This window comes from Streptomyces sp. NPDC012637 (assembly GCF_042954805.1).
Lineage (GTDB): Bacteria > Actinomycetota > Actinomycetes > Streptomycetales > Streptomycetaceae > Streptomyces.
In genome coordinates this window covers 283,121-298,861 of sequence record NZ_JBIBDS010000003.1, presented here as the reverse complement: position 1 = coordinate 298,861, position 15,741 = coordinate 283,121, and the positions used below count along the sequence as shown (strand labels likewise).

Below are 15,741 nucleotides of genomic sequence, written 5' to 3'. Positions count from 1 at the left end.
GCACGCTCCGGGCACGCGCCGGGTCATGCGGTTGCCCGGGGCGAGGGCCGTGCCGAGCATGACGCGTCGTGCATCGCCTCGCCCGCCTCCTCCCCGACCTCGCGCCCTGGCGCGGCAGCGGCCTGACCCCACGTCGTACGGGCCGTCCTCACCTCCCGGGACGGTGGCGGGGGTGAGGTCGGGGGTGAGGGTCCGGCTCCCGGTGCGGGTCCGGGTGGGAGTGCGGGGGATGCAAGGGGTGAGGGAGGTGCTGGAAGTGGTGGTGGCTGAGCGTGGCCACCGCCAGTGTGGTCAGGACGATCACGCCCGCCGTCTCCAGGCCCAGGGTGGGCCGCACCAGCTCCGCGTCCGGCGACTCCTGGAAGCCGAACAGGCCCGTGGTGAGGCTGAGGAACAGCGCGCCCAGGGACCCTGCCGTGAACAGCGCCGTCACGGCGGCCACCGGCCCGAGCCACCGCGTGGGCGTGACGAGCAGCGCCACGGCGAGGACGCAGCCGACGACGCCGTTGAACAGGAACAGCGCACCGATGGTGGCGAGGTCCCGGTATCCGGAGTCCCACAGGTGCAGGTGGATCCCGGCCATCGCGGCGGTCAGGCCCGCGGCCGCGACGCGCAGCACGACCGTCGCCACCGTCCGTCTCGTAGCCATGTCCGGCTCCTCGTGGCCGTCTCTAGTAGCCGGTGCCGGGGCTGTCGGTGCCGGGGCTCTCGTCCGGCGTGCCGTTCGTACCGGCGCCCACGGTGATCTCGGTCTTCATGCCCCTGTCCTTGTGGCCGTCGACGGGGCAGTAGACCTCGTACGTGCCGGACTCGAGGGTCACCTTCAGGGTCGTGGACCCCCCGGGTCCGATGGTCTCGCTGCGGTTCTCGCCGCCGGGCCCCTCGAACTCCAGGGCGTGGTCGTGCTGCCCGGTGTTCTTCGCGGTGAACGTGTAGTCGCCGGGCGCGAAGGTCTCCTGCGAGAACGTGATGCGGAAGTCGGAGAGCGTCGCGTCGACCTGGGTCGAGGCCGTCGTGTCGGCCGGCGGCGGAGTGGTGGTGGCGCCGCCCCCGTCGCCGTCTCCGTCGCCGCACGCGGCGGCCAGCAGGGCGGTGAGAGCGGCGGCCGACACGCCGAGCGCCACTCGGTCGCGTCGGCTGCGGCGGGTGCCTCGGGTGCTGCGTGAGTACGTCATGGTTCGGTCCTCCGCAGGGGATACGGCGCAGCCGCGGGAAGGGATTGCGGCGGACGTGCGGCGGACAATGGCCGTAGGCAATCCCCTCGGGGCGACGGAACGTATCCACGGGTATGCGGCGCATGGCCCTTCCCCTCGGAGGCCTGCCCCTCGGGCGGGTGTCCGACGAGGCACTGCTCTCCGGGCTGACGACGGGCGATCCGGAGATCGCGGTCGCGTTCGTGCGCCGTTTCCAGCGCACCGTCTTCGGTGTGGCCGTCGCCGTCGTCCGTGATCCCCAGCTCGCCGAGGACATCGCCCAGCAGACCTTCGAGCGGGCGTGGCGGCACGCGCAGGTGTACGACCCGCGGCGCGGTTCGGTGCGGACCTGGCTGACGGCCGTCGCCCACAACCTGGCGGTCGACGCGGTACGGGCACGGCGGGCCAGCCCGGTCCCGCCGGAGGACCTGGACGCGCTGCTCGGCCTGGTGACCGAGACGCCGGAGCGGTGGGCGCTCGCCGACGAGAGCGCGCGGCGGGTGCGGCGGGCGGTGGCGGCGCTGCCGCGGGGGCAGGCCCGGGCGCTGGTGATGGCGGGGATCTACGGGATGACGGCGCGGGAGGTCGCCGGGGTCGAGGGCATCCCGCTGGGCACGGCCAAGACGCGGATCAGGACGGGGATGCTCCGGGTGCGGGCGCTGCTCGAAGAAGGCGGGCCCGAGGAAGGGGACCTCGGAGAAAGGGAGCACGGGGAAAGCACGATCGGAGAGAGGAAGGTCGGAGAGAGGAAGCCCAGAGAGAGGAAGCCCGGAGAGAGGCGGCCCGGAGAGAGGCGGCCCGAGGAAGGGGAGCCCGAGGACGGGGAGGAGGAGAAGCCGTGAGCGGCCCGGAGTGCGAGCGGCTGCGGGAACAGGTCGCCGAGCTGGCGCTCGGGGTCCTGCCGGCCCGGGAGCGGGCCGAGGCGGTGGCCCATCTGGACGGCTGCCCGGACTGCCGGGAGCGGGTCCGGGAGCTGACGGCGGTCGGCGACGGGCTGCTCGGGCTGCTGCCGGAGGCCGAACCGCCGGTCGGCTTCGAGACCCGGGTGGTCCGGGTCGTGGCCCCTGAGCCGCCCGCGCCACGGCGGGCGGGGCGCGTCCGCGGGCGGCGCCTGCGGCTCGCGGCGGCGGCCGTCGCCGGCGCGTTGGCCTTCGGCTTCGGCGGCTGGGCGGTCGGCACGGCGGTCCAGGGCCCGCCGACGGTGGCCGAGCGGACGGACGGGACGCGGCTGCGGGAGGCGGCGCTGCTCGCCGACGGCCAGGAGGTGGGCCGGTTCTACGCCCATGCGGGGGCCGGCGGCTGGGTGTACATGTCGGTCGACCTGGACCGGGCCGCCGGCGGCCCGGTGCGCTGCGTCCTCGTGGGCGCCGACGGGTCGACCAGGCCCGTGGGGTCGTTCCCTCTGAAGGGTGGTTACGGATACTGGGGCGCGCCGGTCACCGGAGTGGATCCCGGCGCGGTGGCGGGCGCCCGCCTCCTGGCCCCGGACGGCACCGTCCTCGCCGAGGCCCGCTTCGACGGCACGGCCGCCGCACCCTAGGGGGTGGGCGCAGGGCGTGTCCGCGAAGTCCCGCCTGGCCTGCGGGCAGACGGAGCTGCTTTCCGGACACCTCCTGGGTCCTGTCGTCGGACTCCCGTCGTCGCCCGGAGGGCGGCCCTGCGGCGTCAGGTGCGTGCTCTCGGCGTGCCTGGCGCAGGGCCTCGTACGGGACGTGCTCGGGCTTGTGCCCGGTGCGGCGAGAGCACGTGCACGGCGTCGCGGAACAGGCGGGAGTGTGACGACAGGCCCTAGCGGCCGAAGCCGTCCTGGTCGCCCGGGTCGTCGCCGCCAGCCGGTCCGTCGCCCGTCCTGTCGCCCGTCCTGTCGTGCCAGCGCGGGTCGGTGTCCCACTCCAGGTTCCGCTCCCGGGCGGTCTCCATGGCGTGGGCGGCCTCCTCACGGCTGGTGTACGGGCCGAAGCGGTTCTTGGCCGGGCACTCGGGGCCCTCCTCGACCTTCTTGTGCTCCAGGCAGTAGTACCACTCGCCCGGCTTGCCCGACGTGCGCTTCTTGAACAGGGCCATGTCGGCTCCTTCCTCCGTCACCATGCTGCCCCAGACGCGGTCGTTAGACTCGCTGACATGTCTGGCCAGTCGCTTCTCGTACCGGGGGAGCTCTCCCCCCACCGTTCCGTTCCCGGGTCCATCCGCCGTCCCGAGTACGTCGGAAAGCCCGCCCCCACGCCGTACACCGGTCCTGAGGTGCAGGACGCCGACACGATCGAGCGGATGCGCGTGGCCGGCCGCCTCGCCGCACAGGCGATGGAGGAGGCCGCCAAGCACATCGCGCCGGGCGTCACCACGGACGAGCTGGACCGGGTCGCCCACGAGTTCCTGTGCGACCACGGCGCCTACCCCTCCACGCTCGGCTACCGCGGCTTCCCGAAGTCGCTGTGCTCGTCGGTCAACGAGGTCATCTGCCACGGCATCCCCGACTCGACCGTCCTGAAGGACGGCGACATCGTGAACCTGGACGTGACCGCGTTCATCGGCGGCGTGCACGGCGACAACAACGCCACCTACCTGTGCGGCGACGTGGACGAGGAGTCCCGGCTGCTCGTCGAGCGGACCCGGGAGTCCCTGAACCGGGCCATCAAGGCGGTCAAGCCGGGCCGCCAGGTCAACATCATCGGCCGGGTCATCGAGTCGTACGCCAAGCGCTTCGGCTACGGCGTGGTGCGGGACTTCACCGGGCACGGCATCAACTCGTCGTTCCATTCCGGGCTGATCATTCCGCACTACGACTCGCCGCACCACACGACGGTGATGCAGCCGGGCATGACCTTCACCATCGAGCCGATGCTGACGCTGGGCACCCACGAGTACGACATGTGGGACGACGGCTGGACCGTGGTGACCAAGGACCGGAAGCGGACCGCGCAGTTCGAGCACACGCTCGTGGTGACGGAGAACGGGGCCGAGATCCTCACGTTGCCCTGACGCGTCAGAGGGGTACGTTCTTACCGACAGGACGTCGGGAACCAATTGACTTAGGTATGCCTAAGTCGGCACTATCGGCAGTGGTTCCCGACCCCTACGGTCCCGACGGTCCCGGAGGCACGCCTTGGACACGCCCTTCTCGACGCTCATCCGCACCGCCTCGCACGAGCAGCACACGGAAGCGGAGTCGTCGTCGTTCATGAGCGACCTCCTCGGCGGACGGCTGGCCGTCGACGCCTACGCCCGCTACACGGAGCAGCTGTGGTTCGTGTACCGGGCGCTCGAGGACGGCGCGGAGGCCCTGAAGGCCGACCCGGTCGCCGGGCCCTTCATACAGCCGGAGCTGTTCCGCACGGAGGCCCTGGAGCAGGACCTCGCCCACCTGCGCGGGCCCGGCTGGCGCGCCGGGCTGACCGCGCTGCCCGCCACCGAGGCGTACGCGGCGCGGATCGCCGAGTGCGCCCGCGACTGGCCGGCGGGCTACGTGGCGCACCACTACACCCGCTACCTCGGCGACCTCTCGGGCGGCCAGATCATCCGCGACAAGGCCGAGCGCACGTGGGGCTTCACGCGCAAGGGCGACGGCGTGCGCTTCTACGTCTTCGAGGACATCGGCAACCCGGCCGCCTTCAAGCGGGCGTACCGGGAGCTGCTCGACGGGGTGAACGCCGACGACCTGGAGAAGCAGCGGATCGTCGACGAGTGCAAGCGCGCGTTCGACTTCAACGGCGCGGTGTTCCGGGAGCTGTCGGGCGAGTTCCCGCTCAGCGCCGCCTGACGCCCGGACGGGCAGGGCCCGCGCGCTCACGCACTCACGTGCTCAGACGGTCAGGGTCCGCTCCAGGCGGACCCGGCCGCCGAGTTCGATGATGCCGTCGGGGCCGGGCGCGGTGAGCATCTGCGAGCCCAGTCCCTGGGTGATGTTGAGGGCGCGGCCCAGTTCGGCGGTGAGCAGCAGCGCCGCCGCGCCCGTCGCCTCGTCCTCGTCGATGCCGTCGCCGCGGCCGGGGAAGCCACGCGCCCTGACCCGGCCGGCGGCCTCCTCCTCCCAGGCCCAGGCGTAGATCCACTCCCCCGGCTCGGGCACCTCGAGGGCGTCGACCTCGGCGGCGGAGCCGTACTGGCGCAGCGTGCGCGGCGGGGCCCACTCGGCACGGGCCTCGATCCAGGTGAACTCCCCGTCCCCGCGCACCCACACCTCGCCGGCCGGCGGGCAGACCACCTCCACGTCGAGCAGCCAGGCCACGCCGACGAGCGGGTGCCCGGCGAAGGGCAGGCGGACTCCGGGCGTGTAGATGTCGACGGTCCCGCGCTCGGGGTCGTCGACGAACACGGTCTCGCTGAAGCCGAGTTCCTTCGCGAGCGCCTGCCGGGCGGCCTCGTGGGGATAGGTCCGCCCGTCGCGCACGACGCCGAGGGCGTTGCCGTACCGGCCGTCGCCCGCACAGAAGACCCGCAGGACGTCGATGTCAGTGGCGGCCAAGAGGCTCGTCTCGGTCGTGTTCATGACGGAATTGAAGCATCAAGGCGTTCCGTTCCGCGGCACCACCCGGAATCGGCCGGGTGGGCGTGCCGTCCTCGCCGTCGCTCCGGTCCGGCCCCACGGCCACCGGGTCCGGCCCCTCCGCGAGGGCCGCCACCACGCGGTCGCGCCCGTCCAGGACCAGCCCCGCCGACCCGCGGACCGGCCCCGCTCGTGCTGCGCGTGCGCGCGGCACCCACACCCTCCGCCCTACCCGCGCGTAACCGAAATGCGGACAATACGCCCCGCTTGACCGGCCCTTGACCAAGCCGTGAAAACCCCATGAGCCCCCTGTGACCGCGCCGTGTCCGGTCCGCCGGACCTGAGAGCTGAATCACTGGACGGGCGGGTATGGCTGAGGTAAGCCTCGGTTAAGTTAGGTCCGCCTCACCCCCGCCCCCGCCCTCCGTCCCCGAGTGGAGCCCACATGCGAGCCGTCCGTCTCTCCGTCGTCACCGCCGCCGCGACCGCGGCGACCCTGGCCGCCGTCACGGGCTGCGCGCAGAAAAGCGACGACTCCAAGGGCGCTGACGGTGCGATCACCGTGGTCGCGAAGGACGACTCCTGCGAGGTCTCCAAGAAGGACTTCCCGGCCGGTCACCTCAAGCTGAACGTGGAGAACCGCGGCAGCAAGGTCACCGAGGTCTACGTCCTCTACCCGGACGACCGCATCGTCACCGAGCGCGAGAACATCGGCCCCGGCACCAAGGCCACCATCACCGCCGAGATCAAGGCCGGCGACTACGAGATCGCCTGCAAGCCCGGCATGAAGGGCGACGGTATCCGCCAGCAGGTCAAGGCCACCGGCGCCGGTGCCGGTGCCGGCGCCGCCAAGCGCTCCCCCGAGATGGACGCCGCCGTCGCCGCCTACCGCCAGTACGTGCAGGCGCAGGCCGACGAGACGCTGCCCAAGGTGAAGAAGTTCACCGACGCCGTCCGCGCCGGCGACGTCGAGGCCGCCAAGGCCGCCTACGCCGACTCACGCATCGGCTGGGAGCGCACCGAGCCGGTCGCCGAGTCCTTCGGCGACATCGACCCGAAGGTCGACGTCCGCGAGGACGGCCTGGAGGAGGGCCAGGACCCGGCGAAGGACTGGACCGGCTGGCACCGCCTGGAGAAGGCGCTGTGGCAGGACAAGAAGATCGGCGACCGCGAGAAGCAGCTCGCCGACCTCCTCGACAAGGACCTCGCGGACTGGGTGAAGCGGGCCGGCAAGGCCGACATCACCCCGACCTCGATGGCCAACGGCGCCAAGGAGCTCCTGGACGAGGTCGCCTCCCGCAAGGTCACCGGCGAGGAGGAGCGTTACTCCCACACCGACCTGGTCGACTTCAAGGCCAACGTCGAGGGCGCCCAGAAGGCCTTCGAGCTGCTCAAGCCGGTCGCCCAGAAGAACGACCCGAAGCTGGTCGCCGAGCTCGACAAGCAGTTCGCCGCCCTGAACACGCTGCTCGACAAGTACCGCACGGACAAGGCGAGCTACGTCTTCACCTCGTACGACAAGGTCTCCAAGGAGCAGCGCAAGGAGCTCTCGGACGGCGTGAACGCGCTGGGCGAGCCGCTCTCCAAGCTCGCCGCCGCGGTCGTGAAGTAACGGGGGACGCAGAGATGACCGAGCAGCACACCGAGGCCGCCGGGAGCACCGGGGCCTCCGAGCAGCAGGGCGGCGGCGCGCCCTCCCGCCGCAGCGTCATCGGCTGGGGCGGTGCCGGGCTCGCGCTCGGCGCCGCCGCGGCGGGCGGCGCCGTGGTCCTGGCCCAGGGCCGTACGGACGACACCGCCCCGGTCGCCGACTTCGGCGGCGCCGTCCCCTTCCACGGCGCGCACCAGGCCGGCATCGCCACCCCGGTCCAGGACCGGCTGCACTTCGCGGCCTTCGACGTGAAGACGAAGGACCGCGAGGAGCTGATCCAGCTCCTGAAGGACTGGACCCGGGCCGCCGAGCGCATGACGGCGGGTCACGAGGTCGGCGAGGGCGCCTACGGCGGTCTGCCCGAGGCCCCGCCGGACGACACCGGCGAGGCGCTCGGCCTCAAGCCCTCCCGGCTGACCCTCACCATCGGCTTCGGCCCCTCGCTCTTCGACGGCCGCTTCGGCCTGCGGGACCGGCGGCCCGAAGCACTGGTCGACCTGCCGAAGTTCCCCGGCGACAACCTCGACAAGGCGCGCAGCAACGGCGACATCTGCATCCAGGCCTGCGCCGACGACCCGCAGGTCGCGGTGCACGCCATCCGCAACCTGGCCCGGATCGGCTTCGGCAAGGTCGCGGTGCGCTGGTCGCAGCTCGGCTTCGGCAAGACGTCCTCGACCACCCCGGACGCGCAGACCCCGCGCAACCTGTTCGGGTTCAAGGACGGCACCCGCAACATCGCGGGCACCGACACGGCGCGCCTCGACAAGCACGTCTGGGTGTCCGGCAAGGCCGCCCAGGGCCCGGCGGCCTGGATGGACGGCGGCTCGTACCTGGTCGCGCGCCGGATCCGGATGAACGTCGAGATCTGGGACCGCACTCCGCTCCAGGAGCAGGAGGACATCTTCGGCCGCGACAAGAAGGAAGGCGCGCCCGTCGGCAAGGCCAAGGAGCACGACGAGCCGTTCCTGAAGGCGATGAAGCCGGAGGCGCACGTACGGCTCGCGCACCCGGACTCCAACAACGGCGCGACGATCCTGCGCCGCGGCTACTCCTTCACGGACGGCACGGACGGTCTCGGCCGCCTGGAGACGGGCCTGTTCTTCCTCGCGTACCAGAAGGACGTCCGCACCGGCTTCATCCCGGTGCAGACGTCGCTGGCGGCCGACGTCCTCAACGAGTACATCCAGCACGTGGGTTCGGCGATCTTCGCGGTCCCGCCGGGCGTCCGCGACAAGGACGACTGGTGGGGCCGGGCGCTGTTCGCGTGATCCAAGAAGGAGTCCGACGTGTTCGGGAACTATCTGATCGGCCTGCGTGAGGGCCTCGAGGCCAGCCTCGTCGTCTGCATCCTCATCGCCTACCTGGTGAAGACGGACCGCCGTGACGCCCTGAAGCCGATCTGGATCGGCATCGGCGTCGCGGTCGGGCTCGCGCTCGCCTTCGGCGCCGGCCTGGAGTTCGGCTCGCAGGAGCTGACCTTCGAGGCGCAGGAGCTGCTCGGCGGCTCGCTGTCGATCCTCGCCGTGGTGCTCGTGACCTGGATGGTCTTCTGGATGCGGCGCACCGCGCGGCACCTGAGGGCCGAGCTGCACGGCAGGCTGGACGCCGCGCTGCAGATGGGCACGGGCGCGCTGGTCGCGACCGCCTTCCTGGCGGTGGGCCGCGAGGGCCTGGAGACGGCGCTGTTCGTGTGGGCGTCGGTGCGGGCCTCCTCGGACGGCACGTACGCGCCGCTGGCCGGCGTGGTGCTCGGCCTGCTCACGGCGGTGTTCCTGGGCTGGCTGTTCTACCGGGGCGCGCTGAGGATCAACCTGGCGAAGTTCTTCACCTGGACCGGCGGCATGCTGGTCGTGGTGGCGGCCGGCGTGCTCGCGTACGGCGTGCACGACCTCCAGGAGGCGCGCTTCCTGAGCGGTCTGGAGAACAAGGCCTTCGACGTCTCCGCGACGATCCCGCCGGACAGCTGGTACGGCACGCTGCTCAAGGGCGTGTTCAACTTCCAGCCCGATCCGACGGTCGTTCAGGTCACGGTGTGGGCCCTGTATCTGATCCCCACGCTCGCGATCTTCCTGGCCCCGGTAGGGTCGGGTCCGTCCAGGCGGGTGGAGAAGCAGAAGGCGACCGAGACCGATGAGAAGGCTGAGGCGAACCGGGCCGAGGCGGCAGGCTGACACGCTCCTCGCGGCGGTCACGGCGTCCGTCCTCGCGCTGGGCGCGAGCGGGTGCGTGACCGTGCACGGCGAGCGGGAGCTGATCCCGGCGGCGAGCGAGGCCGAGGCCGACCGGGCCGTCAAGGACTTCACGGACGCCTACAACAAGGCCGACAAGGCCTACGACCCGGCCCTGGACGCGGGCCGGGTCACCGGTCCGCTCGGGGAGATCAACCAGGCGGGTCTGCGGTCGCGCCAGAAGATCAGCCCGGACGGCAACAAGGACCACTCGCCGCTGGAGCTCACGGACGCGAAGTTCGTCATACCGCGCAAGGCGGGCTGGCCGCGCTGGTTCGTCGCCGACACCGACTCCAACCGCGACACCGACAAGGACTCCGGCGACACCCGCTGGCTGCTCGTCTTCGTGCGCGGCAGCGCCTCCCAGCCGTGGGAGGTCGCCTATCTGTCGATCCTGACGCCGGACGAGATCCCCGCGTTCAAGAAGGAGGCGGGGTACGCGGTGCCGGTCGCCGCCGACAGCGCCGCCGTGGCGGTCGCGCCGGCGCAACTGGGCGAGCGCTACGTGTCCTTCCTGAAGGACGGGCAGGAGGGGCCGTTCGCGCCCGGCCCGCACACCACCGGCTGGCGCGACGACCGCAAGAAGGCGGGCACCCGGCCGGGCCTCGCCACCCAGTACGTCGACCAGGTCGAGAACCGCGGCGACTTCGCCCCGCTCGCCCTCGCGACGGAGGACGGCGGCGCCCTGGTCTTCTTCGCCACCCGCTACTTCGAGCGCCAGACGGCCGCGCCCGGCTACCGCCCGAAGGTCGGCCCGGAGGTGCGGGCCCTGATGACCGGCGAGATCAAGAACACGGTCACCAAGCGCTGGGTCTCCAGCCAGTCCGCCCTGGTGAAGCCGACGGGTACGACGACCGCGGCCGTCGAGGTCCTGGCCCGCCTCCAGGGAGTGACGGCGGCGGAGGGCTCGTAAGCCGTCACCGGCCGAGCGGGCCCGCGGCTCGACGCAGCGGGGCTCGGAGGCTCGGACGCAGCGCGGTCGAGCGGGCCCGCGGCTCGACGCAGCGCGGGCTCGACGGCTCGGCTCGGAGGCAGCGGCCGAGCGGGCCCGCGGCTCGACGGAGCACGGGGCTCGACGGCTCGGCTGAGCCGCCCCTTCGGCGGCTCGGCCTCAGCGGCTCAGGGGCCAGGCGGGCTCGTGCGCGGTGGGGGCGCCCTGCTCGGCCCGGGCGGCCGCGTGGCGGGCGCACGCGTCGGTGAGGGCTTCCAGGAGGTTCAGCGGCTCGGGCAGGGCGTGCTCGGGGCCGCGGAGCCAGGCGAGGACGGGCTGACTGCCCTCGTCGCCGGGAAGCCGGGACGGCGGCACGAGGACGTACGAGCCTCGGCAGTGCCAGCGCAGGCCCGGATGCTCGTCCATGGTCTCCGGATGGCAGTCCAGTTCGCACGGCCACCACTCGTCCTCGTCCTCGGGCGTGCCGCGGGTGGCGGTGAAGAAGAGCATGCGGCCCTCGTCGGGCCGCTCCTCCACGGCGCCGGAGACGGCGACGGGTCCGACCTCGACGCCCTCGGCGAGCAGCCGGTCCAGGGCGGCCCGGCCGGCGGGAAGGGGCACGTCGAGCACGTCGTGGACCATGCCGGTGGCGGTGATGAAGTTGGCCTCGGGCTCGTTGCGGGCCCAGCGCTCGATCTGGGCGCGGTCGGTGGTGGACTGGGTCTGCCAGGCGAAGGAGACCGGGTGCCGGGCCGGGGTGGGGCAGCCGATCCGCTCGCAGGAACAGCGGTAGCCGACGGGGTACGCGGCGGGGGCGATGGGCATCCCCGCGGCGGCGACGGCCAGGAGCGACTTCTCGCGGTCGTTCTCCAGGTCGGCCGCGCTCTGCTTGGGGCGCCTGCGCAGCCACTGCGCGAGTCTGCTCTCCGTGCCGCGGTAGCGGCCGATGCCGTCGCCCATCTATCCCCTCACCTCATGCTCGCCCGTTCGGTCCTACGGGCCCTCCATGGTCCCACCATCCTGCGCCCCGGGTGACCGGAGTCGGGAACCGGGGGTCTCACTTCTTCGCGGACAGGCCGCGCAGGGCGAGATCGACGAGGGTGTCGGCGTAGGCGTGGGTGACCGGCAGGGTGCGGTGGAGCCAGCGGTGGTGGAGGGGGCCGACGAGGAGCTCCAGGGCGATCCGCGGGTCGACGTCGGGGTCGACCTGTCCGGCGGCCTGGGCGGCCTCGATGCGGCGCACGTAGGACTGGAGCTGGGGTTCGAGCAGCTTGGCGGTGAACTCGGCGCCGAGCACCGGGTCGACGACGCCCTCGGCGGCGAGCGCGCGGGTGGGCCGGTCGAAGGCGGGGTTGTTGAGCTCGTCGACGGTGGCGCGGAGCACCAGCTTGAGGTCGGCGGCGAGGTCGCCGGTGTCGGGGATCTCACTCCGGGCGTCGCCGCCCAGCGCCTCGCCGGCCTGCTCGGCGAGGTCGAGGAAGGCCTCCATGAGGACGGCGGCCTTGGAGTTGGCGGGCCACCAGCGGTAGATGGTCTGTTTGCCGACGCCGGCGCGGGCGGCGATGCCCTCGACGGTGGTCTTCGCGTAGCCCTGCTCGGAGACGAGGTCGAGGGCGGCGGCGTAGATGGCGCGGCGGGAACGCTCGCTGCGCCGGGAGGAGTCGGGCGCCTTGGTGTCGGACATGCGTCCACGCTACCAGGCGGCGAGACGACCCGTCTCGCCACCCGTCCGGTCGCCCGCTCTTCATCCGAACCACCCGAACGGTCCACTGCGCACCGACCCCGGAAAGCGGACCATGGGCTCACGATCGGCGTCGACGACCGGTCCCGCCGACGAGCTCCAGTCCAGCGACCGTAGAGGAGCCCTCTTTGCGCACCACTCCGCGTGAGCCCTCGCCCCGCCGTTACCTCATGTGCCCACCCGCGCACTTCGAGGTGACGTACTCCATCAACCCCTGGATGGACCCCACGAAACCGGTCGACCTGCCGCTGGCGCTCGCGCAGTGGGAGGACCTGCGCGACCGCTACCGCGGGCTCGGCCACACCGTGGAGCTGCTCGACCCGGTGCCCGGGCTGCCCGACATGGTGTACGCCGCGAACGGCGCGACCGTGGTCGGCGGCCGGGTGTTCGGCGCGAGGTTCGCCCACCCGGAGCGGTCCGCCGAGGCAGCGGTGCACCTGGACTGGTTCCGCAGAAACGGTTACCCGGACGCGGACGTACGGGTTCCCGAGCACGTCAACGAGGGCGAGGGCGACTTCGCCGTGACCGCCTCCTGGATCCTGGCCGGCCAGGGCTTCCGCTCCAGCCCGCTCTCGCACCACGAGGCCCAGGAGTTCTTCGGCCGGCCGGTGGTCGGCCTGGAGCTGGTGGACCCGCGCTACTACCACCTGGACACCGCGCTCTGCGTCCTGGACGACGTCCGCGACGAGATCATGTACTTCCCGGACGCCTTCTCGCCCGGCAGCCGCGCCGTCCTGAAGCGGCTGTTCCCGGACGCCCTGCTCGTCTCGGCCGGGGACGCCGCCGTGCTCGGCCTGAACGCGGTGAGCGACGGCCGGCACGTGCTGCTGCCGCAGGCGGCCGTGGGCCTCTTCGAGCCGCTGCGGGCACGCGGCTTCGAACCGCTCGGGATGGACCTGAGCGAGCTGCTCAAGGGCGGCGGCAGCGTGAAGTGCTGCACCCAGGAGCTGCGGGCGGAGTAGGGCCGGCCCCGCCCCGAGCGCCCGTCCGGCCTCCCGCCGGGCGAGGCCTGGGCCGATCCCTTCGGACCCGGCCCTGATGCCGATCCCTTCGAACCCGGTCCTGATGCCGATCCTTTCGGACCCGGCCAGGATCCGGAAGAGACGGCCTAGCCCTCCTCGGGAGGGCCCTCCGGGGGCCAGGGGTCGCCCCACTCGGCGTCCCTGGCCTCCTTGTAGAGCGCGCCGTGCCGCTTGCTGACCGTCTCCCGGGCCAGGCCGTCCGGCCCGCACAGGTCGAGCAGCACCTGACCCTTGCGGATCTGCGGCCTGCGGGTCACCCGGGAGGCCGCCGGGGCGACGGGGAAGCGGGCGGCGGCCACGTACGCGTACTTCTCGTCCTCGTACGGCAGCGAGCCGCCCTTCACCTTCCGGTGCAGCGAGGAACGGCTGACCCGGGCGGCGAAGTGGCACCAGTCGGTGCCCGGCACGATCGGGCAGGCGCCGCTGTGCGGGCAGGGCGCGGCGACGGTGAAGCCGGCCCCGACGAGGAGGGAGCGGGCGGCGATGATCCGCTCGTAGCCGTCGGGCGTGCCCGGCTCGACGATCACGACGGCCCGCGCCGCGCGCGCGGCCTCGGTGACGAGGGCGGTGCGGTCGGCCTCGGTGAGCTCGTTGAGGACGTACGAGACGGTCACCAGGTCGGTGTCGGCGAGCCGCAGGGCCCCGCCGATCCGCTCCCGGCGCCACTCTGCCTCGAAGACGCCGCGGGAGAGCTCCGCGCCGATCGTGAGGGCCGGCTCGGCCCAGTCCAGGACGGTGGTGCGGGCCGCGCCCTCCCAGGCCTCGGCGACCGCCCAGCTCGCCGCCCCGGTCCCGCCGCCGACGTCGGTGTGCGTGGCGGGCGCCCAGTCCGGCGCGGCGTCCGCGAGGGCGTACACGGCGGCCCGTACCGCCTCGAAGGTGGCCGGCATCCGGTACGCGGCGTAGGCGGCGACGTCGGAACGGTCACGCAGCACGGGCGCGTCGGTCGGGGTGGCCCCCCGGTAGTTCGCGATCAGCCGCTCGACGGCCTGCGCGGCCTGCCGCGGCGGCAGCCCGTCGAGGACCGCGCCGAGCGCGCTGCGCAGGGTGTCGGCGGAGGGGAGGGAGGCGTTCACCTCGACATTCTAGTGTTCGGCCGCGGCCGTCCCGGTGCGCCAGGGGCGGCACATCAGCAGGAAGCAGCCGAGGGCGGCGACCGCGCAGCTCACCTGGACGACGGCCATCGGGACGGCCGTCGTCTCGCCGGCGATGCCGACGAGCGGGGAGGCGACGGCACCGATGAGGAACGAGGAGGTGCCGAGCAGCGCGGAGGCGGATCCCGCGGCGTGCGGGGTGCGCATCAGGGCCTGGGCGTTGGTGTTCGGCATCGCGAGGCCCATCGCCGACATCAGCACGAACAGCCCGGCGGCCACCGCCGGCAACCCCGGGTCGCCGAGGACGCCGCTGGTCATGACGAGCAGCGCGAGCGCGGCGACGAGGATGATGCCGAGGCCCCAGCCGAGCACCTTGTCGAGGCTGACCCGGCCGACGAGCAGCTTGCCGTTGACCTGGCCGACGGCCACGAGACCGATCGAGTTGAGCCCGAAGAGCAGGCTGAAGGTCTGCGGAGAGGCGCCGTAGATCTCCTGGACCACGAACGGCGAGGCGGAGATGTAGGCGAAGAGGACGGCGAAGGCGAGACCGCCGGCCAGCATGTAGCCGGTGAAGACCCGGTCCGCGAGCAGTCCGCGCATGGTGCGCAGCGCCTCGCCGACGCCGCCCGCGTGCCGCCGCTCCGGCGGCAGGGTCTCGTGGAGGAAGCGCCACACGACCAGGGTGAGGACGAGGCCGACGACGGTGAGGACGTGGAAGACGCCCCGCCAGTCGGTGATCCGCAGGATCTGGCCGCCGATGAGCGGCGCCACGATCGGCGCGGCGCCGGAGATGAGCATCAGGGTGGAGAAGAACCGGGCCATCTCGACGCCGTCGTACAGGTCGCGGACGACGGCCCGGGCGATCACGATGCCGGCCGCGCCCGCGAGGCCCTGGGCCAGCCGGAAGCCGATGAGCAGGCCGGCGGACGGGGCGAAGGCGCAGACGGCGGTGGCGAGGACGTACACGACCATGCCGACGAGCAGCGGCCGCCGCCGGCCCCACTTGTCGCTCATGGGGCCGACGACGAGCTGGCCGAGCGCCATGCCGGCGAGGCACGCGGTCAGGGTGAGCTGGACGGTGGCGGCGGGGGCGCCCAGCGCCTCCGTGACCTCCGGCAGTGCCGGCAGGTACATGTCCATGGAGAGCGGCGGGAGGGCCGTGAGCCCGCCGAGGACGAGGGTGACGAGGAGCCCGGCCCGCCGGGCGGCGGCCGATGCGGCCGATGTGGTCGGTGCGGCCGACGCGGCCGGTGCGGCCGACGTGGTCGGTGCGGCCGACGTGGTCGGTGCGGCCGATGTGGCCGGTGCGGTGGCCGCCGTCGTCGGTATGTGACTGCTGCTGTCCTTGGCGGTGGCCCGGCCGCTCTCCGGCATCGACTGCTCCGTTTCGTTGGGATC

16 protein-coding genes and 1 pseudogene are annotated in these 15,741 nt (G+C 72.9%); 9 read left to right on the top strand and 8 right to left on the bottom strand.

What is annotated here, in order from left to right; genetic code table 11:
- Nucleotides 1-148 precede the first annotated feature (148 nt).
- Together ACFY8W_RS14395 and ACFY8W_RS14390 are read right to left on the bottom strand one after the other, a co-directional pair.
- Entirely contained in the window at nt 149-649 is a 501-nt protein-coding gene (locus tag ACFY8W_RS14395) for a hypothetical protein (RefSeq protein WP_391104560.1), read from the bottom strand.
- Between the two features lie 22 nt (nt 650-671).
- Nucleotides 672-1,175, bottom strand: coding sequence for a copper-binding protein (locus ACFY8W_RS14390; protein ID WP_391104558.1), 504 nt, complete (start codon nt 1,173-1,175; stop codon nt 672-674).
- A 113-nt stretch (nt 1,176-1,288) separates the two neighbouring features.
- On the opposite strand from ACFY8W_RS14390, the pseudogene ACFY8W_RS14385 reads away from it, so the two are divergent.
- Both ACFY8W_RS14385 and ACFY8W_RS14380 read left to right on the top strand, forming a co-directional pair.
- Nucleotides 1,289-1,861, top strand: a pseudogene (locus tag ACFY8W_RS14385) (RNA polymerase sigma factor); the annotation flags it as partial.
- Nucleotides 1,862-2,031: 170 nt separating this feature from the next.
- Complete coding sequence (locus ACFY8W_RS14380; RefSeq protein WP_391104556.1) at nt 2,032-2,733, top strand: zf-HC2 domain-containing protein; 702 nt, start codon at nt 2,032-2,034, stop codon at nt 2,731-2,733.
- Between the two features lie 248 nt (nt 2,734-2,981).
- Here the strand turns inward: ACFY8W_RS14380 and ACFY8W_RS14375 are convergent, their stop codons facing one another.
- Nucleotides 2,982-3,257 (bottom strand): hypothetical protein, encoded by a 276-nt coding sequence (locus ACFY8W_RS14375; protein ID WP_391104554.1) that lies wholly within the window; start codon nt 3,255-3,257, stop codon nt 2,982-2,984.
- A 57-nt stretch (nt 3,258-3,314) separates the two neighbouring features.
- Between ACFY8W_RS14375 and map the strand changes: the two genes are divergently transcribed.
- Nucleotides 3,315-4,172, top strand: coding sequence for a type I methionyl aminopeptidase (gene map, locus ACFY8W_RS14370; RefSeq protein WP_391104552.1), 858 nt, complete (start codon nt 3,315-3,317; stop codon nt 4,170-4,172).
- Nucleotides 4,173-4,296: 124 nt separating this feature from the next.
- Nucleotides 4,297-4,950, top strand: a complete 654-nt coding sequence (locus tag ACFY8W_RS14365; protein ID WP_391104550.1) for a biliverdin-producing heme oxygenase — start codon at nt 4,297-4,299, stop codon at nt 4,948-4,950.
- Between the two features lie 42 nt (nt 4,951-4,992).
- Here ACFY8W_RS14365 and ACFY8W_RS14360 read toward each other — a convergent pair whose 3' ends face one another.
- Nucleotides 4,993-5,679 carry a PhzF family phenazine biosynthesis protein gene (locus ACFY8W_RS14360; protein ID WP_391104548.1) on the bottom strand — a complete coding sequence of 229 codons (687 nt, stop codon included), beginning with the start codon at nt 5,677-5,679 and terminating at the stop codon, nt 4,993-4,995.
- A 442-nt stretch (nt 5,680-6,121) separates the two neighbouring features.
- Here ACFY8W_RS14360 and efeO point away from each other — a divergent pair, with 442 nt between their 5' ends.
- The 4 genes from efeO to ACFY8W_RS14340 are packed head-to-tail and all read left to right on the top strand — an operon-like array spanning nt 6,122 to nt 10,468.
- Complete coding sequence (efeO, locus tag ACFY8W_RS14355) at nt 6,122-7,288, top strand: iron uptake system protein EfeO (protein WP_391104547.1); 1,167 nt, start codon at nt 6,122-6,124, stop codon at nt 7,286-7,288.
- A gap of 14 nt (nt 7,289-7,302) precedes the next feature.
- Nucleotides 7,303-8,595 carry an iron uptake transporter deferrochelatase/peroxidase subunit gene (gene efeB / locus ACFY8W_RS14350; protein WP_391104544.1) on the top strand — a complete coding sequence of 431 codons (1,293 nt, stop codon included), beginning with the start codon at nt 7,303-7,305 and terminating at the stop codon, nt 8,593-8,595.
- 18 nt (nt 8,596-8,613) lie between these two features.
- Nucleotides 8,614-9,498 (top strand): iron uptake transporter permease EfeU, encoded by an 885-nt coding sequence (gene efeU, locus ACFY8W_RS14345; protein WP_391104542.1) that lies wholly within the window; start codon nt 8,614-8,616, stop codon nt 9,496-9,498.
- Complete coding sequence (locus ACFY8W_RS14340) at nt 9,458-10,468, top strand: hypothetical protein (RefSeq protein ID WP_391104539.1); 1,011 nt, start codon at nt 9,458-9,460, stop codon at nt 10,466-10,468. Before efeU ends, ACFY8W_RS14340 begins: the two co-directional genes overlap by 41 nt.
- 198 nt (nt 10,469-10,666) lie before the next feature.
- Here the strand turns inward: ACFY8W_RS14340 and ACFY8W_RS14335 are convergent, their stop codons facing one another.
- Both ACFY8W_RS14335 and ACFY8W_RS14330 read right to left on the bottom strand, forming a co-directional pair.
- Nucleotides 10,667-11,446: a bifunctional DNA primase/polymerase gene (locus tag ACFY8W_RS14335; protein ID WP_391104536.1), complete on the bottom strand. Its 780-nt coding sequence runs from the start codon at nt 11,444-11,446 to the stop codon at nt 10,667-10,669.
- Between the two features lie 97 nt (nt 11,447-11,543).
- Nucleotides 11,544-12,170 (bottom strand): TetR/AcrR family transcriptional regulator C-terminal ligand-binding domain-containing protein, encoded by a 627-nt coding sequence (locus ACFY8W_RS14330; RefSeq protein WP_391104534.1) that lies wholly within the window; start codon nt 12,168-12,170, stop codon nt 11,544-11,546.
- Between the two features lie 185 nt (nt 12,171-12,355).
- Between ACFY8W_RS14330 and ddaH the strand changes: the two genes are divergently transcribed.
- On the top strand, nt 12,356-13,189 hold the full coding sequence (ddaH, locus tag ACFY8W_RS14325) for a dimethylargininase (RefSeq protein ID WP_391104531.1): 834 nt from the start codon (nt 12,356-12,358) through the stop codon (nt 13,187-13,189).
- 146 nt (nt 13,190-13,335) lie between these two features.
- Here the strand turns inward: ddaH and ACFY8W_RS14320 are convergent, their stop codons facing one another.
- Together ACFY8W_RS14320 and ACFY8W_RS14315 are read right to left on the bottom strand one after the other, a co-directional pair.
- Nucleotides 13,336-14,325, bottom strand: coding sequence for a small ribosomal subunit Rsm22 family protein (locus ACFY8W_RS14320; protein WP_391104528.1), 990 nt, complete (start codon nt 14,323-14,325; stop codon nt 13,336-13,338).
- A gap of 9 nt (nt 14,326-14,334) precedes the next feature.
- A complete protein-coding gene (locus ACFY8W_RS14315; protein WP_391104526.1) occupies nt 14,335-15,717 on the bottom strand; it encodes a Bcr/CflA family efflux MFS transporter in 1,383 nt (460 codons plus the stop codon).
- Nucleotides 15,718-15,741: the final 24 nt, after the last annotated feature.